The following is a 21,224-nucleotide window of genomic DNA, read 5'->3' on the forward strand; positions in this document are numbered from 1 at the left end:
GGGGCATCACCGTAGCCGGACATCTACAGTGCGACGCCCCGAGAGGTGGCGACCCATTCAGATGGACCGAACCGCTCGATTGAAACCAACCCCAACGGCTCGCAGAAGATGAACACCCCCAGTTCCAACGCATCCCAGTCCGCCTTGTTTCAGCCCCTTGAAATGGGCGGGCTGACTCTACCCAATCGCATCGTGATGGCACCCCTGACGCGAGCTCGCGCCGGGGTGGAACGGATGGCCAACGAGATGATGGCTGAGTACTACACCCAGCGAGCGTCGGCTGGTTTGATCATCAGCGAAGCCACCGTGGTTTCGGAGCAAGGCATTGGATGGCCTCAGTCACCGGGCATCTACACCGATGAAATGGCGGAACGATGGAAGCTCGTGGTCGATTCGGTTCATCGTGCGGGTGGCCGAATCTTCTTGCAGTTGTGGCACACTGGACGCGCTTCGCACAGTGATTTCCATGACGGTGAGTTGCCGGTGGCACCCTCGGCGATCGCGATCGAAGGCGACGGCGTGCACACTCCCTCAGGGAAGAAACCGTACGAGGTCCCGCGTGCTCTCGAAACCAGCGAATTGCCGGGCATTGTGGAGGACTATCGCCAAGCGGCCGAACGTGCGAAGTCAGCTGGGTTCGATGGCGTCGAAGTCCACTCTGCCAATGGGTACCTGTTGGACGAGTTTTTGCAGTCAAAATCCAATCGACGCGACGACCAGTACGGCGGAAGCATTGAGAATCGATATCGGTTGCTTGGCGAAGTGGTTGATGCCGTCACCAGTGTATGGCCCAGCGATCGAGTGGGTGTTCGCTTGGCACCCAATGGGTCATTCAACGACATGGGATCGCCAGAGTACGTCGAGCAGTTCACCTATGTGGCTCGTCAACTCGACGGGTATGGGCTGGCCTACTTGCACGTGATGGATGGCACCGGATTTGGTTTCCATGAACTTGGTCCCGCGATGACGCTGGCTGATTTTCGAAAGGTCTTCAGCGGTACGTTGATGGGCAACGTGGGCTACACCCGAGAGTCCGCGGAAGAGGCCATCGTGGACGGAGCAGCGGATCTGATTGCGTTCGGCCGGCCGTTCATCAGCAATCCTGACCTCGTCGAACGTTTCGCCAACGGTTGGCCTTTGGCTGAAACAGCCGACATGTCGGTTTGGTATTCGCACGACGCGCATGGCTACACGGACTTCCCAACCTATGAAGCTGCCGCGCCTGAGGACGCTGTCAAAGTACCGACAGCCTGCAACGCGGAATGAGCCGGAAATTTGGGTGGAACCCCGGGCGGCATTTGGCATTCGCCGAGTGAAGGTGGCTTTGTGGCGCGCTCTGGCAATGACTTTTCCTCGAAAGTCCAGCTTGATCTGCCGGAGCAGCGCCGAAGCGGCTTGATCCGGCCTACCTGCTGGACATCACGGCGGTCATTCCGTTTCCGACACGAACATCTCCTGGATGTCTTCCAGGATCAAATACAGGCACGGTACCAGCACGAGAATGATCCCGGTGGCGAAGAGGATTCCGAAGCCCAGAGAGATTGCCATGGGAATGATGTACTGGGCCTGCAGGGAGTCCTCGAAGATCAACGGCATCAGTCCGCCGAAGGTCGTCAACGTGGTCAGCATGATTGGGCGGAAACGACGCAGTCCGGCTTGTGAGATCGCGTCGAAGGCGGACTGGCCTTTTCGGTGTCGATTGGCGTAGTCGATCATGATCAGTGAGTCATTGATCACCACACCCGACAGGGCAATCACGCCCATCAAACTGACCAGTGACAAGTCATATCCCAGCATGATGTGACCGATGATCGCCCCCACCACACCAAACGGGATCGCGACCAAGACGATGAGCGGTTGCACATAACCTCGGAAAGCAATCGCAAGCAACGAATAGATCACGGCGAGAGCCAATCCGAACGATCCCCACAGTGACGCCGTGGCTTGCCGCATTTCGGCGTCGCTGCCTTCGAAGCTCCACGTGATGCCAGGGAAGTCTTCACGGAGCCGGGGGAGTTCTGAGGCTCGCAGGGCTTCGATGACTTGGGTGGCAGCACGCTTGGGTTCGACATCCATCGAGACATTGATGGCGCGTCGCCCATCGCGACGATTGATGGATCGAAAGGCGAGTGTCTCTTCGACATCAGCCACATCGAGCAAGGGAACTTCAGCGCCGCTTGGAGTGCGGATGATCAGATCTTCAAGGTTGTGAACGTCCTCGCGTTGTTCTTCGGGAAGTTTGACGCGAACTTCGGTTTCGTTGGTCCCTCGGATCAGGCGCAGTGCCAATGATCCGAAGAAGGCACCTCGCAATTGTTCGCCAAGTTCTTCGTCGGTCAGACCGAGTGAACGCCCCTCAGGGCGCAAGTGGAAATCGTATTGGGTTTTGCCCTTGTTGTAGTTGTCGCTGACATCCTTGGCGTTGGCGTACAGTTGGACTCGATCGACGAACGCCGTGGCCGCTTTTTCCAGCACTTCGATGTCGCTGTGACTGAGGTCAATGCTGATGTCACGGCGGTGACCACCTGGGCCACTCTCCGCTTCGAACGTGACTTGGTTCACACCGGGCAAATCACCGATGTGTTCTCGCCACAGTTCGATGACTTGGTTGGCGGTCATGTCACGCTGGTCTGGTGGCTTCAACACGATTTCCACGTCGATGAAACTTTGCCCGCGGACATTGGTTTTGATGCCTTCGGCGACCTCATACAGGTTGTGTTCATCAAACATTCGGATGCTGGCCTGGGTCACCGTGTCAGCGATTTTCGCGGCCTGGGCCTGAGTCGTGCCAACCGGCATTCGCACGCCGGCTTCGATTTCATCGGCCGACACCTCGGGCATCAGAATCAACCCCATGTGTGCGCTGGTCGCATAGCCACCGATGACCACAAACAATGCCAAGGCAAGCGAAGCGGTGACGTATCGATGCCGAAGGCTGACGACCAGGATGGGACGATAAAAGAATTCAACCAACCGGTTGAACGCTTGGCTGAATCGCTGTTGGGCATGATGCAATCGGCCGCCAATTCCGTTGCGTTTGCGATCTGCGTCGCGAGCGTGGGCCAAGTGAGCAGGAAGAATGAACAGGGATTCAACCAACGACAGCGACAGCACGATGATCACGACGACCGGCAGTGGGCCCCAGAACTTGCCCGTCTCGCCGGGGATGAATAGCAGCGGGACAAATGCGACGATGTTCGTCAGGATGCTGAAAGTGACCGGGCCGGCGACCTCTTGGGTGCCTTGAACGGCGGCCGCCTCGTGATCCTGGAGTGTCTGTCGTTTTTCGTAAACGTTTTCTCCCACCACCACGGCATCATCGACGACGATGCCCAAGACGACCAGGAAACCGAACAGCGAAATCATGTTGATGCTGACACCGGCGGCCGGCAGTAGCAGCACGCCGCCGATGAATGAGATGGCCATGCCTGTCATCACCCAGAATGCCAAGCGGAATTCTAGGAACAGCGACAGAATCACCAGCACAATCACAACCGCCATCGCAGCGTTCTCTGCGACCAGCATCAATCGCCGACGGAACTCTTCGGCGTTGTTGCTGTCGATTCGCCACTTCACACCAGGTGGAAGCGCGGATTCAAATTCTGCCATCGTCTCGTGGACCGCTTCCGCCACATCGATGGGAGACTGCGAACCGACACGAAAGATATCGAGTTCAACCGACGGCGTTTGGCTGAACTGAGAGTGGAATCCAACGTCTTCGAATCCGTCGCGAATTGTGGCAATGTCGCCCAGAGTCACCATCGGGCCATCGCGTCCGGAGACGATTTCAATGCCAGCGAACTCTTCCGCCCATTGCTTGCGAGCTTTGACGCGGAGCAGGATTTCACCCGCGGTGGTCTGCACTGATCCCGCCGCCACGTCTTGGCTGGATTCGCGAATGACCTGAGCCACGTCAGGCAGCGTCAGTCCGTATTCGCGCAGGCGTTGCCGCGGGATTTCGACATGGGTCACATACGCCGGAACGCGGCGCAGTTCGACTTGCGTGATTTGTTCTTTGGATTGCAGTTGATCGCGAAGTTGTTCGGCCAGCTTTCGAAGGGCCCAAATATCGATGGGGCCATAGATCGCCACCTGCATCACTTCTTGTTGGCGTGATTGCAGGCGGACCTCGGGTTGTTCGATTTGATCCGGGAAGGTGCGGATTCGACTGACCGCTTGGTCGACATCCTGCAGAACCTTCATGCGGTTCTCGCCGGCGACCAATTCGATCAGGACTTCCCCCCGTCCCTCCCGAGCTTCGCTGGTGAGTTCACGAATCCCTTCGACGCCGCGAACGGCTTCTTCGATTGGACGCAGAATCCCCTGCTCGACTTCCTCGGGAGCGGCCCCTGGGTAGCCGACGGTCACTTCGACGATGTCGAGTTGGAACTGCGGGAAGACCTCCTTCTGGATCGCGAAGGCAGACCAGATCCCACCACCGAGCAACAGCAGCATCAGCAGGTTGGCTGCAATCGCATTGCGAGCCATCCAGGCGATCGGGCCACCCTCCGGAACCATTTTCGACAACGAGGTCACTCGGTTGCCCTCTCAGTTTCGTCAGAGTCCACGTTCGGGTCGGCTTCCTCAGTCGTGATCTTCCGCAGTCCAACTCCATTGGCCACGGTTGCCAGGGTCGTGATCACGATGTCTTCGCCCGCTTCGATCCCGTCGCGAATGTAGGCGTACTCTGCATCCCGAAAGACAACCTGCGTTTCCCGAATCTCGAGTTGTTCGTCTTTCATGACCCAGACGGTGTCTTGATTGCGAACGTAGTCGCGTGGCAATCGCACGACGTCTTGGATTTCGCGGCCTTCGATTTGGGTTTCGATCAACGTGTCGAGAATCAATGGCGGCGCCTTGGATTCACGACCGAGTGGATCCGGCACGGTGATCAGAACGCGGGCCAGGCGTGTTTGTTGATCGAGAGTGCCAATCAGCCGGGCGACCCGCCCTTCTCGCTCGACGCCTGGACCCCAGGCATCTGGGTGTCGAAGGATGACTTTGGAACCTTCGATCGAAACGTCATCCTCCGCTGTCTCGGGGAATTGAACCCAACGCAGAGTCCGCACCGGAACAGCGGCCATGATCCAGTATTCGTCCAGACCAATCAGGCGGCCGAGTTCGTCCCCGGGACCAACTTGTGAACCGATGTTGACCGAACGGGAAAGAACATGAGCGTCGAAGGGAGCGGTGACCTCCGTCCGATCAAGATCCAATTGGGCGCGTTCCATCGCGGCCTTGGCTGCGGCCATCTCCGCTTTGATGGAAGCGATTTGTGGCTCACGCAACACCAAGCCTCGGTTGGTGTCGTCAATGGTGCCCTCGAGCATTTCCAGCTCTTTCACGGCCAACCGCTGGCGAGCCTGTTCGATTTCCCACAAGGCATCTTTCTGCAGCAATTCACTGTTGCTGATCGAGATTGCATTTTCGAAATCGGCTGGATCGATCCGCAGCAGGCGCTCGCCTTGACGAACCATGCCGCCGGGAATGAATTCCGGGGAAAGTTCGATGACTTGTCCGCTGACGCGCGGGCTGACGGTGATGTCCTGGGCGGGTTCGACCGTTCCAAGCACCACCACTTGAGGTGAATAATTGCCTCGTTCCGCTGGGATGGTTTCCACCAAAGCCGCCGATTTTCGGGTGGCATTGATCTGCTGGGCGGTGGGTTCGGTTCGGTTGATCACGAACACCGCAGCGGCGGACGCTCCCAAAATGGCCAAGCAGGTGATGATGGTTCCTAGGATGCGAAGCCAGCGCCACTGAGGTCGCTGTTTCGACGCATCATTCATCGACAACGGTCTCCGGAATGATTTCCACGGTGGATTCCAATAATTCAAAGTCTTGCGAACGGGTGTCAAAATCGCCGGCCAACGCCAAGTACAGCGAGACGCGAATGAGCACCAAGTCTAGTTGAGCGGAAAGCAGTTCGCGCTGCAATCTTTGCTGGGCGGTGATCGCACTGAGCACATCCAGGTAAGTCGCGTCGCTGATCAAGTACTGCTCACGCAATTGCTCGGATGATTGGCGAGCCAGTTCGACCTGATTTACCAGGTGTTCAATGCGTTCGAGTTGGTACCGTTCCTGGGCCAGTGCGTCTTCCACCTCGCTGAAAGCGTTCAGCATGGTTTGCCCATAAATATTGAATAGTTCGCGTTTCACCGCCGCATTTCGGTCGACTTCGGCTCGACGTTGCCCACCGTCGAACAGAGGGGCGATCATTTGTGCACCAATCGAAACAAACCAATCGCGGAACACAGTCTCGGGGGATTCCGACACATTCAGCAGAGAGCCGGTGAGGTTGATCCGCGGGTACTGGGCACTGATCGCGGATGCGAGGTCTCGATCGGCGGCACGGAAAGCCAGGTAATCGCGTCGAACATCCGGACGGCGTTTCAGCAATTCCGACGGCAGGCCCGTGGACGGTAGTGGTGGCAGGGCCGGCAGATCGGACCCGGGGTCGTATTCCGCGGCTTGAGGCATTTCGCCGAGCAGGACAGCGAGTTGATGTTCCAGGACTTCGATCCGGACCTTTTCCACTACCGTTTGTTCCAGCGTGGCTTCGACCAGTTGGCGTTGCCGCAGCACATCGGGGCTGCGAATCAGTCCCGAGGCGAAACGAGCTTCCTGCAGTGCCAGTCCCATTTCGTTGTTGTCGAGTTGTTCGTTGAGCAATTCGATCTGAGCGTGGCCTTCGATCAGCGAGAACCACGTCCGAGCGATCTCAGCCGACAGTGTCAGCGCGATTGCCTGGTAGTCTTCTCGCGTGGCAGACGTCCGCAAGCGTTCCGCGTCGACACGAGATTCGATTTCGCCCCACAAGTCGACTTGGTACCCCGCGTCCAATCCCCAGATGAAACTGGAGCGATCACTGCCCGGACCCATGGTGCTGCCATAGTCCGCAATGCCATTCAAGTCGGGCCACAGATCCGAGGCTTCGCGTCGTGTCACAGCCCGTGCCGCATGCAATCGTTGCAGTGCCGCCGCGAGAGTGAAGTTGCCTTGCAACGCGACTTCGATTTCGGCGTTGAGTGTCGGGTCGTTGAAACTGGTCCACCAGCGGTCTGGTTGAACCACTTCACCTTCTGCGGAAAACGGAGGCGGCGTTTGAGATTGAAACGTCCAGGTGTTGTCTGGGTTGGCGCAGCCCGCACCGACCAGCAGCAACGCAATCAGCCACCGGGCGGGTAGGAACCTCGCTAATCGAACCATAGACATGAAAGTGGAACTACCGGATTCGGTGCTCCGAAATCCAGGCCAATCCAGGTCTTGTTACAGGCCTCCAGCCTCATTTGTCCTGTTTCACGACGGTCGACAAGGCGATCACCGCCCAGGCACTTCCCCAGTCGTCTGCCGTTGGGGTGGTCGCACCCTTCGCGGAAGCCTTGGTGCCCGGCACTTTCCAGCGTCCGTTGGCTTCCTGTGTCGTGACCAGGTACTTGGCGGCGTGCTCCAGAGCGTTTGAGTCCGCGCCCGAGATTGCCAGGGCATGCAGGGCGTATCCGGTGCCCAGAGCATCACTGCCCTCGTTTAACTTCCAGCCCCAGCCACCATCGTCGTTTTGGTGCTTCAGCAATTTCGCTTGCCATCGCTGCGTCGCGGTTTGAGTCGGGGGCTGATCGGTCAAATGAGGTTCCATCTGATGAGCGAGCAACAGTCGAGTGGCCAAGTACTCCGCTGACTTCGGCTGTTCGATGGAATCGATGAAATGAACCGCCGTGGCAGGATCAAACTCGACCGGTTCACGCATCAAGGCGAGAGCGGTCCAAGCGGTCGTTGTCGCGGTGGTCTCATCGGTCGGTCGCCGCTGGGCGGGGAGTTGCCCGCAGGCTCGCCACGATCCGTCTTCCGATTGTTCCTTGAGTAACTTTTGGGCAAAGCGTGCTCGCCAGTCTTTCTCACCGAGGGCTGATTGGCCTGGGGGGGCAGATGCCCGGGGCATCGCCAACAAGAGCTGCGTCATCGTGTCGATGTTGGACGCCATGGTCGCGGAGTGATCCACGTCGGCTTTCTGTGCCGGTTTGACGAAGTTGACCACATCGGTCGACCATCGTCCCCAATGGGCAAGGTTGCTGAGACGAACGGGGACGCCTGATTGTCGGGCAGCTTGGTGACTCCAGATCAGCGTGGGGACTTGGTGGCAGGAAACACAGCCACGTCTTTCGATCCAGCGTTCACCGGCCTGTTCGACATGCTGCAATCCCTTTTGGATCGTTCGCGTGGTGTCCGGAAAGGGGGGCGTGTCTTGCGAGTATGCAGACTGGCCGTTCTGGATCGCACCACCAGCCCCAAGCAACACACCCAACGCAGCAACGCGGAAAAGAGGATTCATCGGAGCGACTCGCAGATGGGAATGGACGCGGGGGCCAACCATCCTATCGCGACCGAGTGAGGCACGCTGAAGAAGTTCATCGGATCACGGTGGAGATTGACCGGACAACTCGTTTGCAATCGGACCCCGATCAGGCGTCGAGAATCTCAACAATGTTTTCAGTGGGACGACCGATCGCTGCTTGGCCGTTGTGGATCACGATCGGACGCTCGATCAATTTGGGATGCTCCACCATGGTCGCGATCCATTGTTGGTCGGTCAGCGTTTGTTCACCCAGGTTCAATTCTTTGAAGAGGGGTTCCTTTTTGCGAACCAAGGCTTCCGCTGGGATGCCCAGCAGCTTCACGATCTCGATGAGTTTCTTCTTGCTCGGCGGTGTGTCCAAGTATTGGATGACTTCCGGTTCGATGCCGTGTTCTTCGAGTAGCTGCAGAGCTTGACGAGACTTGGTGCAACGTGGGTTGTGGTAGATCGTGGTCATGCGGTGGACGAGAGAGGAGTGGAAAGCGATGCCAGTGAAATCGAAACGAGCTGGAGGAATATCAGAAACGCTGAGTTGAGATCGTTCAATCCCGGTTGGCGAGCACTGGCTTTCTTCTGCCTGGCCACAAGTCCCACCGGCAACCACTGCTTTTGAGATCACAAGCTCTTGTGGGAACTGTCAGACATACAGAATTCACAATCGCGAATGGGAATCATCGAGTGAGCAGCGGTTCGATCCAGACGCCCCAATCGCCACCGGTGCCGTTGCCTCCATCGGTCACTTTCAGCGTGAGAGTTTGGATTTGGCTTACATCCAGGTCAAACGTCTTGCCTTCGCCCGCGGTCACGCGAGTGGCTTTCCAAAGTGATTTTCCATCACCAAGGATCTCAAAGTCGACTTGCCCAAACAGGTTGCCTTGAATACCACAGCGACCGCGAAAGCGTTTCCACTTCTTTTCGATCGGATAGGCATGTTTCGCGGGTGCATGGGCGTAGATTCCATGCGCAAAGTAGTCGCCACCCAGCGACAGCAAACGCTGTTTGTCTGGGACGGAATTGTAAGTTGGCCGCAGCCAACCCACCTCGGCGGTTTGTGGGCGAATCGTTGAGAGCCAAACGGAGTTTGTGTCCGAAGGAACCTGATTTGCATCGATTGAAATCGCTGGTTCAAGCGTCTGAAAACGATCCAGCACACGTTGGCCAATTTCCATGAGGTCAGGATCCGAGCTAGCGATCTCACTGAGTCTCGCCTTGGCGTTGTCGACCGTTCCGGTTTGCAACTCATCCATCACTGGTTTCAGTTCCAACTCCAGTCTTGCGACGGACAGATCGGGGCTGCCATCGGCGTTGACGCTGTACCGAAGGGAACGTGTGCTTGTCGTCCCGTTGATGTGGCACGACACAAGCCGCAGTTCGCCGGACGTTTTGGGACGAAGGGGGCCGCTGTGCAGTGCGAATTTTCCGTTCGGATCGGGAACCGCGGACGCGGTGGTGGCGTCGTAGTCACCGCCTCCATCGGGATCGAAGTAAGCAACCACTGCATGGGCTGGGAGGGTGCCGCTGACCTGTCCGGCGACTTGAACCGAACGTCGAGGTCCAGCCGAAACGAGCAAGTGTTTGAAGTCAGTCGCTGGGCGGTCGTGGATGGACCGGGGGACCTGTCGGTTGAAGACTGGATGAGCAGCCAATCGCAGCGCATGAGTTTGCGTTAGAAACGTCCCCTTGCCTTCGCCACGCAATTGTTGGGCATAGGTTCGATTGCCCGCTCCCATCAGTGCCGTCCCGCGTTCGGCTTCATCGGGACGTTGGCGACAATGCGGCAGCGAAAGAGCGTGACCCAGTTCATGGATCACGCCTCCAATGAAGATGGAGTTGTGGCGACCGATGGTGATGCGTCCGTACTCACCATCTCGGATCGGGGTTGGGTCACGAAAACGACGAGGATCGAGAATCTCAGAATCGCATTGCCAGGCAGTTCCCGACAAGTGATTTCCACCGCCGTAGTAAGGGCTGTGATGTGAGATCTTGCTGGCGACCGGATCGTAATCCATCAAGTTGCAAAACAGCAGCAACACCGAGGCGTCGGCATCGATCCCGCGTTGGCGCAACACCGGGATCACTTCCTCTCGAATTCGTCGACCATCGGGTTTGTCGTAGTCGGTCTCTTCGCCCACCACATCAATGATGTCGACTTGTCCACGTTGGTTCCGCAGCACATGCATCGACCGATTGGCAAAGCCATGCCGTTTCAGTTCACGCTCGTAGAACCCGGCGGTTTCCTCCACGATTCGGCGGATGCGAGAGCTGTGATTGGCCGCGGGAGGACGGTCGCGAGGGGTGAAGTACACGACGACAACGCGGCCGGGCGAATCAATTGGATCCGCTTTGACCGCCTGACCGATCCGTTTGCGAGCCATGGTGATTGACGGTGCCGAGGCCTGCATCCGAACGATGGCAGGCGACTGGCCTGCACATTCATGGATGTCCCCTGTGATCGCAGCCACGATCCCAATCAAAACGAACAGCGTGGAGGGCTTCATGGGCGAGGATTACGCTCTGCTTCCGGAGGGAGATCAATGGTCGGCGGGCATCAAGAAAGACCATGATCTACCACGCAGGGCAGGCTCATCAAGGGGCGAAAGCCTCGCCAAGAGCATCAATCGCCATCAGGGGTTTCTGAATCTTCCGGTTCTGGATCGGAGGACTCGGAAGCTGGCAAACCGAGCCGATACGCTTTCACAATCGCTTGCCGGCTGTAGTCGATCGATTCGCCCAGGATTCGTGCGGACTCTTGGCTGGCGTGGAATCCCTTGCTGTTTTCGCTGGCGATGTAGTCCAGACGCCACATCGCTTTGCGTTGCAAATCGCGAATGGGTTTGAGTTGTTCTTCGGTCGCGCCGGCTTCTTGGATTTCGATGATCGCGTCCAGCATTTCTGTCATCGCACTGGCCGCGCGGTCGATGAGGGCTCGTGTTCGGTCTTGGATCACATCGACACGAGCTTTGATCTCAGCCTCGGGAACCTTGTGGCAGGTTTGGCAAGCCTTGTTGATGTTCATCATGGGGCTGCGAACCCAGTGGCTGCTGACCTTGGTGGCGCCGACCTTTTCGTAGGGCATGTGGCAATCACTGCAGCTGACACCGGCTCGGGCGTGAATGCCTTGGCTCCAGAGTTCGAACTCCGGGTGTTGGGCTTTGTAGACTTTTGTGCCGGTCGTTTTGTGGACGTAGTCGTAGAACTCGCCGCCATCAGGGAACGTGGTGGCGTCCCATTCCGCCTCGAGGTTCTCCATCTTCAGGCCGTTGCTCCAGGGGTAGGTCAACGTCATCTTGTTCGCACAGTAGTACTCCACGTGGCACTGGCCGCAGACGAATGATCGCATCTCTTGGCGAGTCGCCATGGTGTTCGGATCGTAGACGCCTTGCTTGCCGCCATCTCGCCAGGCCTGGACGCTGGGGAGGTGTGGGACCTCGGCGTCGCTTTTGGCGAGTTTGTCGATGCCCAAGATGAATCCGGGGCGAGTGACTCGTATCGCCATGGTTTCAGGTTCGTGGCAGTCCACGCAAGAAACAGGATGGGCACCGCCGATGTGAGGATCGCCGCTGGCGTCAAATCCATCAGGTGTTTGGTCAATTTCAGCGTGCACTTCTTCGTACTTCTTGGTGCTGACCGCACGGAAACCGGCCAAGACCGCTTCCTGTTGAAAACCATCGGCCAGGGATTTCGCGTCCGTCGGTTTGCCCTGTTCTTCCAGTCCAATGCGTCGGTACGTGGCGGCGATGGACGCGTGGCAATGCAAGCAAGCACCGGATTGCTGAACGTCGGTCACTCGCTTGGTGACTTCTTGGTCGGCCAACATGTGAGCGTGACCGCGTGCTTCGCGATAATCGATGCTGAAGGCATAGCCGGCGAACAATCGTTTCAGCCAGGGGGACTCTTCCAGTTTGCTGGGTGGGAGAGCGTGGTTGCCGCCGAAGTCGGTGTAGTCGTCGTCAACGGTTTTCAGGTAGTCCTCGTATTGCTGCGGGAAGTTCAGACCCCAAGGTTCTGGGTCCGTGCTGATTTCTGTGACCTCCACCACTCGGGTGAAGGGCACCCGGGCTTCCTGTTTGCGTTCGAAAATGTTGACCAGCAACGCGACAACGCCAAACGTTGCGAAAGCGGTCAGTGCGGTCAATAGAATCAGCCATCCGAAGCTGCGTGGTTGCTGATCGGACATGACAAACCTTTGCGAACGAAGATTGAAAGAAGAGGTCGAATAGAAAGAACGTCAAAGAACGAGGTTGATACCGAAAGCGGTGTCAACGCGGATGCATCCAGTCCACTTTGCCGTGGGCGGCGTGGCCGACGTCGGCATGACAGTGGACGCAGTTCTGCATGTCACCCTGCGGGGTCGCTGGCAGCAACGCATGCACAAAATCACGGTGACAGTCCACACAGGTGCTCTGAGTGACTCGGCGGTTGCGTGGTTTGATTTCAATCGGATCGGAGTAGCCACCCATGGTGAATGCCAACGAGTGGAAAAATCCGTTGTCACCTTTGACGATCCATTTGCCGATTTTGTCATGCGGCAGGTGGCAGTCATTGCAAACGGCAACATGGTGGTGAGAACTCTGCTGCCAGGAATCAAAGTGCGATTGCATCACGTGACAATTGACGCAGGTTTCAGGATTGTTGCTCAGGTAACTGGCGCCTTTGCCGTAACCGAAAGTGAACGTGCCGATACCGGCGAGCAGTCCCAGGGCGACGCAGAAGAGCATCGCGATTCTGGGGAACCGTTTCTTTCCAACATTCGTGCTTGGCGTCGGTTCCGATGGATCGCCGGTGGCAGATCGCATGATGATCCATTCCTTTTGCGTGATCCAAGCAGGGCGGATGCTGACTCGCTTGGTGAGCCGAAATGTAGCAGTTTCGCGGGAGCGGGAAACAGCTCATGAGTCAATATTTGCGTGCAAACGCGCAACTTGAACCAAGCCTCTCGAGCGATGTTCACCTGGTGTGCTCATTCGCTCGCTTTGGATGCTGGGGTGTGCTGACTCGTCGCACTTTCATAACCAGACGGTGCACTGAGGAACCGATTGTGTGTGTGAACACGTTGCGTCGGCGTGCCATCGGCTGCGACGAGTTCGCCGCCGGATTCGCACCATCCCAAGATCCCCGAGCGGTAGTTGCGTGCCTTCATCCCGCGTCGCAAACAACGCTGAGCGAAGATCCAGCTGCGGCCGCCGATGGTGCACGAGGCAACCACGGTTCGATTTTCGAACTCTTTCTCCCGTGACCGGAATTCGTCGTCGGAGATGGAGCCAGGAATATGAGACACACTCCTCTCGGGTTCCGATCGAACGTCGACGAGCACGATCGTTGGATCGTTCTGTTCCAATCGTCTCGCTAGCTCCTCTGTTGAAATGTCTTCCACGCGATTCCAACCGAGGACGGGTGCGATCCGGTTGAGCCAGAGGACAAACTGTTGCGACAACCAAATCATGCATGATTCCTAACGAGGCGAATCGCCAACCAAACGGGAGTGGGCAAGGGGATACATTGTCGGTTGATCGAGGATCTGGAAAAACCAGAAAATCTCTGAGTTTGGCGTTTGACTCTCCCTTTGGAGGAGGCCGTAGGATGGCGGGAATGTTCAGCATAGGCGAATTTTCGAAGATGACCGGACTGACGATCAAGTCCCTCCGGTTTTATCACGAGCAAGGCGTTTTGACGCCATGTCGCGTCGAAGTGGGAAGCGGGTACCGCTACTACTCGGAAACGCAGGTCGACACGGCACGGGTGATTGCGCAGCTTCGTGAACTGGGATTCTCTGTCGCTGACGTTCGTGAAATACTGAGCAACCACAGTGACGATGCCGACATGGTCGAACGTTTGAGATTGCAGCGAAATGCAATCAAAGAGCGGATCAAGAAGGATCGCGACATTGCAGGGTTGCTCGATCAAATCATTGTCCATGAAACCGAGGCAACCCGAACGATGAACCAGACCAGCTACGCCGTCGAGGAGAAGAACGTCGACCCGTGTTTGATCGCGAGCATTCGCATGCAGGGGGCCTACCGCGAATGCGGCAAAGGATTCGCGAAAATTGGACGTCGAATGGGACGTTTCATCCATGGCAAACCCATGTTGTTGCACCACGACACCGAATACAAAGAAGATGACGCCGACTTCGAGGCTTGCATGCCGGTGAAGAAAGGTGAATCAAGCGACGAGATCATCGTCCGAGAACTGCCTGGCGGACGAGCCCTGTCGTTGATGCATCTAGGACCGTATGAGGAGATCGGTCGGTCCTACGAAAAGATCATGAAGCACGCGAAAACGCAGTCGTTGGACTATCACGTTCCCACGCGAGAGATCTATCACAAAGGGCCCGGCATGATTTTCAAAGGGAATCCGAAGAAGTACCTCACCGAGATTGTGTTCCTGATCTCGAGCGGCGCTTGATGGATGTCCGATCAGCTCACTGACCTATCACCCGAAGACCAACCATGAACGATGCCATCGCTGCGTTTCTCTCCGTACCAACCTTTGCTGTTGCGGGAGCTTCCGCTCGCCAGCACAAGTACGGAAACAAGGTCTTCCGAGCTCTGATTGGATCGGGGCGGATCGCGTACCCTCTCAATCCGATCACGGAGGAAATCGAGGGGCATCAGGCGTACCCGCGGATCCAGGATTTGCCGACGGTGCCGGAGGCCGTTTCGATCATCACTCCGCCGGAGGTGACTCGCAAAGTGGTCGCTGACGCGATCGAAGCGGGGGTGCGTCACCTGTGGATGCAGCCCGGTGCGGAGGACGACGAAGCCAGCCATGCGGCTCGCGAAGCCGGGCTCACCGTGATCGACGACGGCAGTTGCATCTTGGTGCTGCTCGCTCGCGAATGACGTGCGCGTCGCAGGGGTTTGGGGGGGCAGCATGGACGGTCGACGTTGCAGGCTAGTTCTCGATCGAGTAGCCCGCGTTTTTCCAGGCACTCATGCTGCCGGGAACGTTGTGGACACGCTGAAATCCGTTCCGTTCCAAAACACTCGCGGCAATGCTCGCCCGATACCCACTGCCGCAGTAGACCGCGACTGGATCATCGCGGTTCAAATCCAACTCGCCGTTGACACCGTCTCTCATCTCGGCGACGTAGTGGTGCTTCGCTCCTGGGATTCGGTTGGATTGGAATTCAGAAGGCGAACGAACGTCCAGGATCTGAAATTCGCTCGGACGTTTCTTCAGATCGTGAACGGTGAGCTGGGGAGTCATCGAAAGTGGGAGGCCAGCATTGTCCCAGGCCTTCATGCCGCCGACGAGATAGCCTGCGAAACGACGCAACCCAACGATTGCGAAGTGCCAAGAGACCCAGTCCAATCGAGTGTCATCCTCAACAACCAGCAAGATCGGCCGATCGTAGTCGAGCATGTCGCCGGCCCAGACCGACAATTCAGGTCGATCACCTAAGTTCATCGCACCGTCAATGTGGCCTCCTCCGAACGCAAGCATTTGACGTGTGTCGACCAGTTGTGCTTCACCGGACTGGATCGCCTGTTGAAATTGTTTGGGAGGCAGGCCTGGAACAACGGGGGCACTGCCAATCAATTGGGGCCCCTTCGCATTGATCTTTTTGAGGATCGGATAGTGATGAGGAACCGGAGGGGCGCCCTCGCTGACAAACTCTGCGAATTCATCGAAGTCCTGATGCTGCAAGAACGCATTGTGTTTGCGTTCCTGGCCGATGGTCGTCATCGGCCGCTCACCGATGTTGGCTCCACACGCGGAGCCCGCACCATGGCACGGGTAAACGATGACGTGATCGGCGAGACTCAGGTAGTAGTCGCGGAGCGTCGAGAACAGTTGCTGGGTGAGTTTGTCGGTTTCCTCGGATCCCAACAAATCGGGGCGACCGGCGGATCCGACAAACAACGAGTCACCGCTGAGCACGCCCCATGGATCACTCGGTGAATCCGAATCAGCCAGCTCATAGGAGAGGTGTTCTGGAGTGTGCCCCGGGGTATGCCGAGCCGTGAGCGTGGTGGATTCAAAGCCAAACGAATCTCCGTCATGAACTTTCTGAACATCGAATTCATAGCTGGCATCGCCTTCACCGCTCGCGAAAATTTTCGCGTTGCCGAGTCTGGACTGAAGCTCACGCGATCCACTCATGAAGTCCGCGTGAATGTGAGTCTCGTAGATATGCGTGATCGCGACGCCGTGCTGGCGGCTGAGACGGATGTAGGATTCCACGTTGGGTTGAGGGTCGATGACCGCGGCGATTCCCGTGCTGTCGTCACCGACCAGGTAGGACAGTTGTGCAATTCCCTCGGTTTGAATCGTCTCAAAGATCATGGTCATCAGACACACCTGAATGTCAGGGAAAGGTTGTCGGAGGAGGCGGCCCAGCGAGGTTCGTCTCTGAACGTCGCTGGACTCGGCAGTAGCGAATGAACCACCGCTGGAGTTCCGAGAGGGTCAGTTCGCGGTTGCTTGGGTTCGGGAGTCGACGTATTGCTTCACGAACTGCTCCAGTTCGGGCTTGTCACACTCGAACCCCATTTCCTTCGCTTGCTCGAGTGCTTGGTCGCCCGAGATACCCTGCTCCACCGCGGTGTGCATCATCATCATCGCCCCGGCCCGCTTGCCGCTTTTGCAGTGGGCCAAGACCGGCTTGGGAAGCGACTGGTACTGCTCTCGGAATTGGTCCACCGTCTGTTCGTCCATTCCATCCATCGAGACTGGGACGTGCAGGTACTTCAATCCGGCCGATCGTACGACTTCACCTTCCGCGTCCGGGGCCAAAGGCTGTTCCTCTTCTCCGGCGGTGCGGAAGTTGATGACGGATTGAAAGCCCTCCTCCGGCAATTGCTTCAATTCGTTTTCGCTGGGCTGGGCTCCAACGGTGAGTTGATCGTTGAATTTCATTCGATTCGACATGGTTGATTCCTTGTGCGGGGATTGGGTGGGGTGCAAGCTCGAAAAACGAGCCGCGGATTCTGCCTGGAGTCGACGCAACTGGCATTCCAGATCCGGCCGTGAAAAGGCCCTCGGATGCGTGGTGAATGAGCTTTGGCCGCGGGAAACGGGGCCAGAGCGTGATGGAGAGACTGTGCTTTTTGCTGTCTCACTTGTGTGACCATCAGCGCACATCGGGGCGATTGTTTCGCGAAATTCCAGTTTGAACGCTTTGGCACCAAGATTGCGATTTTGGTGGCTGGGTCACCGCTACCAGCGATCGGGCGATGCCATTGGTCAATTGGGATCGCATTTCATTTCTAGGAGTCGAAGTCATGCGCAATGTTTTGCTAGCCATTGATGGGTCGAAGCCATCGGAAGAAACGGCGAAATTTGTTGCTCGCCTTCCCCATTTTGATCCTGTTGATCTGACCGTGGTTTCGGTGGTGCACCGGCGGTTTGTTCACGCCAGCTATTCAACCAACGAGTTGATTGAAAAGGCCTACGAACAGGACCGTGCGAACGCCATGAAGAGCCTGGAGCGAGTGGCGCTCCTGTTTGAGGGTGCCAACGTGCAGGTGAAGACGGAACTGCTCGAAGGGGTGGTCGGTGAGTCAATTGTTGAAAAGGCCAAGGAGATCAAAGCCGATTTGGTGGTGGTGGGAGCGACGGGGCACTCCCAGATCAGCCGCATGTTGCTGGGAAGTATCAGCGACTTCGTGGCAACCCACGCACCTTGCAGTGTGTTGGTGGTTCGTCCAGAAGGGTTGCCAGCGAATGGGGAGCCGCTGAAGGTTTGCCTGGGATACGAGGGCACCGGTCCCTGCCAAGCTGCGCTCGAAGAGCTGATGGAAAGCCCTTGGCGAGGTCAGACCGAATTGAACGTGGTTCTGGTGGCGGCTTGTCTGAATGAAGTGTACGCCGACTCGAACTGCGTTGAGCACTACAAAAAGGAATTGGCCGGCGCGAAAGAGCAGCTGGAAGAGGTGTCGGATCATGTGACCACCCACTTCCTGGAAGACGTTCACTACGGCGAAGCCATCACTCGATTCGTGGAAACACACGGGATCAATCTGGTTGTCTTAGGTGAAACGCCTCGTTCGCAGTTCAGCCGATTCTTGTTAGGAAGCACTTCGCAGTACGTGCTGCGTCATGTGCCCTGCAGTGTGTGGATCACTCGGAATCGAATGATCGAAGGTCTGAAGCACAAACGTGTGGAATCCAGTTCCAAAACAGCACTCAGCTGAATGGCGGAGGATGGACGAAGCGTTCCTACGAAAGTGCCTGTCGTTCACTCGACGGGCACTTTTTGTTTGAACTTTGTGGACTGAAAATGGGCCTTTGCAGGCTCGGTGAACGAGCCTGCTCAGCGGCCAGGCATGGCACACCGAACAGGCGATGGTTGGATCTCGCTGAGTGACGGGCTCAGGTGCCGGTCATGGATTGCTCAGCAATCTGACGGTGAGCTTGGACGCGATCTTCTTTGTCGCGAACGATCAGCACGCTGCAGTCTGCATGGCGAAGCACGTAACGTGAGGTGCTGCCCAAAAACACGCGGGTGAGCAACCCACTGTCGCTGTCGCCCGTCACGGCCAAGTCGCAACCATGCCGCCGCGAATATTCAACCAAGGCTTCGCCAACGTGGTCGGCTTCGACCAAGTGTGTCTCCGTGTTCAGGCTCAGGGCCTGCAGTTTGGTTTCAAAATTCAAGATCTGAGTTTGAGCTTGTTCGTACTGCGACTCCCAAATTTCCGAAGCGTGCCGACGCAGGTCCTGTCGATAAAACGTGAACCGATCCAAGATGCGAACCAGGTGGATCTCAACGTTGGGACGGACTTTGAGTTCTTTCAGCCACAACAGCATGCGTTCGTCTTCCGGGTGTCCCGAAAGCGCCAGCATGATTTTCTGCAATCCTGGTTCCACGCTGGCTTCTTTGGGGGAACGCACGACCAGGGCACTGGTGTCGGCGTGAGTTGCCACGTAATCCGAAACACTGCCCAGCAAGACTCGTTCGATGGCCGAGTGACCAATGGCACCCAGCACGATCAGGTCGGCGTTGGACTGTTCGGCGACGTCCAGCAAGGAAGAGGTCGGGGGCCCAATTGGCACGTGGGTGTGCACCGAATGGACGTGATCTTGGGACTCCAAGTCCTTTGCCAGAATTGAAATCGCTTCTCGGTTGCGGTCGGTTTCAATGTCCAAGAACGCGCCGAAGTCCAAGGGCATCGCCATCGATCCAGTGTCAACCATCATGGGCGGAGCGACGACCGAAACCAAATCGAAATCAACGGGTTTTCGAAACGGCAGGTGAGATGCAAATTCGACAGCCCGCTGTGCGTAAGTCGAAGAATCAACAGCCAGTAGAATTCGCATCGTTCAGTTCCCAGAAAGAGAGTGTCCAGTTGGTATGACATCGCGAGGGTTCAGGACGATCCGGCTCGCAATGTTCGGGTCAGAGTTGCAACCTTCAGGCCATCGGGAAAATCAAGGAAACGGAACGAAATGTGTGACAGGATGGCACGCTTGCCAGGCGATCGCTGTGTCCCCGGGCTGTCCAAACGCACACAACCTCGAGAGCTCGTGCTCCGCCACGGACGGCTGCCTCAACCATCGTGATCGGATGCAGAAACGATTGCGAGTGAACGAGGTCAGTTGCACCTCGGAGGTCTTTCCCAAGAGCCGATCGATGACGTCGTCTTGAATATTGGAAGATGCCAGTCGGATGACGAATTGTGATCTATCCGCTGGTCAGACGTGAAAAAGGCTCCACGTTTGGATTCACGGGGTCGGGCCGTAAAAAGTTTGATCTGTCAAAACGCGTGATGCCCGACTTCCGAGCAATCCATCGGCTATTCGACCGTAGTGTCGTGCCAGGAGTGGCCGCAATGAACGCACATCCGGGCCAACGGCGTACGGCATAGTCGTTGGCAATTCCTACAGTAGTTCAGGAAGATTTGATCCAGCTCACGCTTCAATGCATTTTCACGCACCTCCTGCCTGCCCCTGACGAAACCTAAGTCAAAAATTCTTTCCGCCTCAGGATCCGCCGGCAATCCTCTGCGTTCAATCAATTGAAGTCGAAGACCTGGACTCGAACTATGATCGGATTTGAATTTCAGGTTCAGCGCAGAGACAGCGTTCTGCTCGACCTCCGTTAGCAGTCCGTGATAGTGCTCGATGACGTAATTTGAGAGGGGATCTCGGGTCAAATCCTCCAGAGTGATGTCCATGCCTGTGCCTGGCGATCGTTGCCTGAGTCTTGGTTTTTGGATCGAACGATATGGATCACGTCGTCGCCGCGAACGACTGACCACTTCAATAAACTCAGCTCGGCGACTCACGTGCATCCGCTGGTTCATCAGTATTGTGTGCTTAGTCTTCGAGCGACCGACCGAATTGCCTCTGCAACACTTCGTCGATGCCACCGGTCCGTTTTCTGCTCCCAGTGTAGCAGGATGTCGCGAATCAACACCGTTTGCCGTTGGTTCAGTAGTGCAAACTGCTCGTCTGCTCCCGACAGATGGAAAAGCACGGCACGAGAGATCTCGGGACAGTCGTCAGGATTATCCAATGGCAAGATTGTGACAAAGCACGGAGGCAAATAGAACCGCATTCCCAATGCATCCACAAAGCACAGTGCGCCAGCATCGACGTGACGCTTCAGATGGTCCGTACCGACAAGACGACGCCAATCGGTGAGTTCGTCCTGGGTTCGCGCTTCCTTGCGTTCGGTCATGGTGCCATAGTTGTCCATGACGATGGCCTCACGAAGAGATATCCCGCCTTCAAGAAGAGAGGTGCGGTCAAACATCTCTTCGGTGCGGCGTATTAGGTCAGTCGAAGAATTCATCCGTCTGCCTGACGGATAACGAATTGCGATCGATGGAGGCACAGGAGGTGCATGGATAGATCGTGCGTTGAACTTTGTCGCCGCACTGGGTTGGTCGGGGACGCGAATCAGGACGTCTGGTTCGCTAGA

17 protein-coding genes are annotated in these 21,224 nt (G+C 56.9%); 4 read left to right on the forward strand and 13 right to left on the reverse strand.

From position 1 onward, the window contains the following. Positions 1 to 108 precede the first annotated feature (108 nt). Entirely contained in the window at positions 109 to 1,266 is a 1,158-nt protein-coding gene (locus tag RISK_RS02145; protein ID WP_047812718.1) for an alkene reductase, read from the forward strand. A 162-nt stretch (positions 1,267 to 1,428) separates the two neighbouring features. On the opposite strand, the gene RISK_RS02150 is transcribed toward RISK_RS02145, so the two are convergent. From RISK_RS02150 to RISK_RS02190, 9 genes are all read right to left on the reverse strand, one after another. After that, positions 1,429 to 4,536: an efflux RND transporter permease subunit gene (locus RISK_RS02150; protein ID WP_047812587.1), complete on the reverse strand. Its 3,108-nt coding sequence runs from the start codon at positions 4,534 to 4,536 to the stop codon at positions 1,429 to 1,431. Next, complete coding sequence (locus RISK_RS02155; RefSeq protein WP_047812588.1) at positions 4,533 to 5,789, reverse strand: efflux RND transporter periplasmic adaptor subunit; 1,257 nt, start codon at positions 5,787 to 5,789, stop codon at positions 4,533 to 4,535. Before RISK_RS02155 ends, RISK_RS02150 begins: the two co-directional genes overlap by 4 nt. Next, positions 5,782 to 7,209 carry a TolC family protein gene (locus tag RISK_RS02160; protein WP_047812589.1) on the reverse strand — a complete coding sequence of 476 codons (1,428 nt, stop codon included), beginning with the start codon at positions 7,207 to 7,209 and terminating at the stop codon, positions 5,782 to 5,784. Before RISK_RS02160 ends, RISK_RS02155 begins: the two co-directional genes overlap by 8 nt. Before the next feature lie 76 nt (positions 7,210 to 7,285). After that, complete coding sequence (locus RISK_RS02165; RefSeq protein ID WP_047812590.1) at positions 7,286 to 8,329, reverse strand: prenyltransferase/squalene oxidase repeat-containing protein; 1,044 nt, start codon at positions 8,327 to 8,329, stop codon at positions 7,286 to 7,288. 130 nt (positions 8,330 to 8,459) lie between these two features. Next, positions 8,460 to 8,810, reverse strand: a complete 351-nt coding sequence (gene arsC / locus RISK_RS02170; RefSeq protein ID WP_047812719.1) for an arsenate reductase (glutaredoxin) — start codon at positions 8,808 to 8,810, stop codon at positions 8,460 to 8,462. Between the two features lie 214 nt (positions 8,811 to 9,024). Then, positions 9,025 to 10,851, reverse strand: a complete 1,827-nt coding sequence (locus RISK_RS02175; RefSeq protein WP_102017498.1) for an NPCBM/NEW2 domain-containing protein — start codon at positions 10,849 to 10,851, stop codon at positions 9,025 to 9,027. Between the two features lie 116 nt (positions 10,852 to 10,967). Then, positions 10,968 to 12,530, reverse strand: coding sequence for an ammonia-forming cytochrome c nitrite reductase subunit c552 (locus RISK_RS02180; protein WP_047812591.1), 1,563 nt, complete (start codon positions 12,528 to 12,530; stop codon positions 10,968 to 10,970). 82 nt (positions 12,531 to 12,612) lie between these two features. Further along, complete coding sequence (gene nrfH / locus RISK_RS02185; RefSeq protein WP_047812592.1) at positions 12,613 to 13,149, reverse strand: cytochrome c nitrite reductase small subunit; 537 nt, start codon at positions 13,147 to 13,149, stop codon at positions 12,613 to 12,615. A 164-nt stretch (positions 13,150 to 13,313) separates the two neighbouring features. Then, the gene (locus RISK_RS02190) at positions 13,314 to 13,796 is read right to left on the reverse strand and encodes a rhodanese-like domain-containing protein (protein WP_047812593.1); all 483 of its coding nucleotides are present in this window, start codon (positions 13,794 to 13,796) and stop codon (positions 13,314 to 13,316) included. Positions 13,797 to 13,942: 146 nt separating this feature from the next. On the opposite strand from RISK_RS02190, the gene RISK_RS02195 reads away from it, so the two are divergent. Together RISK_RS02195 and RISK_RS02200 are read left to right on the forward strand one after the other, a co-directional pair. After that, positions 13,943 to 14,758, forward strand: coding sequence for a MerR family transcriptional regulator (locus RISK_RS02195; RefSeq protein WP_236695958.1), 816 nt, complete (start codon positions 13,943 to 13,945; stop codon positions 14,756 to 14,758). 44 nt (positions 14,759 to 14,802) lie between these two features. Continuing rightward, the gene (locus RISK_RS02200) at positions 14,803 to 15,195 is read left to right on the forward strand and encodes a CoA-binding protein (RefSeq protein ID WP_047812595.1); all 393 of its coding nucleotides are present in this window, start codon (positions 14,803 to 14,805) and stop codon (positions 15,193 to 15,195) included. Positions 15,196 to 15,247: 52 nt separating this feature from the next. On the opposite strand, the gene RISK_RS02205 is transcribed toward RISK_RS02200, so the two are convergent. Together RISK_RS02205 and RISK_RS02210 are read right to left on the reverse strand one after the other, a co-directional pair. Then, entirely contained in the window at positions 15,248 to 16,642 is a 1,395-nt protein-coding gene (locus RISK_RS02205; RefSeq protein WP_083434742.1) for an MBL fold metallo-hydrolase, read from the reverse strand. A 123-nt stretch (positions 16,643 to 16,765) separates the two neighbouring features. Further along, entirely contained in the window at positions 16,766 to 17,227 is a 462-nt protein-coding gene (locus RISK_RS02210; protein WP_047812720.1) for a beta-lactamase hydrolase domain-containing protein, read from the reverse strand. 305 nt (positions 17,228 to 17,532) lie between these two features. Between RISK_RS02210 and RISK_RS02215 the strand changes: the two genes are divergently transcribed. Continuing rightward, positions 17,533 to 18,492 carry a universal stress protein gene (locus RISK_RS02215; RefSeq protein ID WP_236695959.1) on the forward strand — a complete coding sequence of 320 codons (960 nt, stop codon included), beginning with the start codon at positions 17,533 to 17,535 and terminating at the stop codon, positions 18,490 to 18,492. A gap of 178 nt (positions 18,493 to 18,670) precedes the next feature. On the opposite strand, the gene RISK_RS02220 is transcribed toward RISK_RS02215, so the two are convergent. Both RISK_RS02220 and RISK_RS02235 read right to left on the reverse strand, forming a co-directional pair. Continuing rightward, positions 18,671 to 19,618, reverse strand: a complete 948-nt coding sequence (locus RISK_RS02220; RefSeq protein WP_047812597.1) for a universal stress protein — start codon at positions 19,616 to 19,618, stop codon at positions 18,671 to 18,673. A 985-nt stretch (positions 19,619 to 20,603) separates the two neighbouring features. After that, positions 20,604 to 21,095 carry a DUF6714 family protein gene (locus tag RISK_RS02235; RefSeq protein WP_236695960.1) on the reverse strand — a complete coding sequence of 164 codons (492 nt, stop codon included), beginning with the start codon at positions 21,093 to 21,095 and terminating at the stop codon, positions 20,604 to 20,606. Between the last annotated feature and the right edge of the window lie 129 nt (positions 21,096 to 21,224).

The organism is Rhodopirellula islandica (assembly GCF_001027925.1).
In the GTDB taxonomy this organism is placed as follows: domain Bacteria; phylum Planctomycetota; class Planctomycetia; order Pirellulales; family Pirellulaceae; genus Rhodopirellula; species Rhodopirellula islandica.

What these genes read in the sequence shown, in the direction of transcription:
- RISK_RS02145 (WP_047812718.1), top strand. Translation starts at nt 109, where the DNA reads ATGAACACCCCCAGTTCCAACGCATCCCAGTCCGCCTTGTTTCAGCCC.
- RISK_RS02155 (WP_047812588.1), bottom strand. Translation starts at nt 5,789, where the DNA reads ATGAATGATGCGTCGAAACAGCGACCTCAGTGGCGCTGGCTTCGCATC.
- RISK_RS02160 (WP_047812589.1), bottom strand. Translation starts at nt 7,209, where the DNA reads ATGGTTCGATTAGCGAGGTTCCTACCCGCCCGGTGGCTGATTGCGTTG.
- RISK_RS02165 (WP_047812590.1), bottom strand. Translation starts at nt 8,329, where the DNA reads ATGAATCCTCTTTTCCGCGTTGCTGCGTTGGGTGTGTTGCTTGGGGCT.
- arsC (WP_047812719.1), bottom strand. Translation starts at nt 8,810, where the DNA reads ATGACCACGATCTACCACAACCCACGTTGCACCAAGTCTCGTCAAGCT.
- RISK_RS02175 (WP_102017498.1), bottom strand. Translation starts at nt 10,851, where the DNA reads ATGAAGCCCTCCACGCTGTTCGTTTTGATTGGGATCGTGGCTGCGATC.
- RISK_RS02180 (WP_047812591.1), bottom strand. Translation starts at nt 12,530, where the DNA reads ATGTCCGATCAGCAACCACGCAGCTTCGGATGGCTGATTCTATTGACC.
- nrfH (WP_047812592.1), bottom strand. Translation starts at nt 13,149, where the DNA reads ATGCGATCTGCCACCGGCGATCCATCGGAACCGACGCCAAGCACGAAT.
- RISK_RS02190 (WP_047812593.1), bottom strand. Translation starts at nt 13,796, where the DNA reads ATGATTTGGTTGTCGCAACAGTTTGTCCTCTGGCTCAACCGGATCGCA.
- RISK_RS02195 (WP_236695958.1), top strand. Translation starts at nt 13,943, where the DNA reads ATGTTCAGCATAGGCGAATTTTCGAAGATGACCGGACTGACGATCAAG.
- RISK_RS02200 (WP_047812595.1), top strand. Translation starts at nt 14,803, where the DNA reads ATGAACGATGCCATCGCTGCGTTTCTCTCCGTACCAACCTTTGCTGTT.
- RISK_RS02205 (WP_083434742.1), bottom strand. Translation starts at nt 16,642, where the DNA reads ATGATCTTTGAGACGATTCAAACCGAGGGAATTGCACAACTGTCCTAC.
- RISK_RS02210 (WP_047812720.1), bottom strand. Translation starts at nt 17,227, where the DNA reads ATGTCGAATCGAATGAAATTCAACGATCAACTCACCGTTGGAGCCCAG.
- RISK_RS02215 (WP_236695959.1), top strand. Translation starts at nt 17,533, where the DNA reads ATGCCATTGGTCAATTGGGATCGCATTTCATTTCTAGGAGTCGAAGTC.
- RISK_RS02220 (WP_047812597.1), bottom strand. Translation starts at nt 19,618, where the DNA reads ATGCGAATTCTACTGGCTGTTGATTCTTCGACTTACGCACAGCGGGCT.
- RISK_RS02235 (WP_236695960.1), bottom strand. Translation starts at nt 21,095, where the DNA reads ATGAATTCTTCGACTGACCTAATACGCCGCACCGAAGAGATGTTTGAC.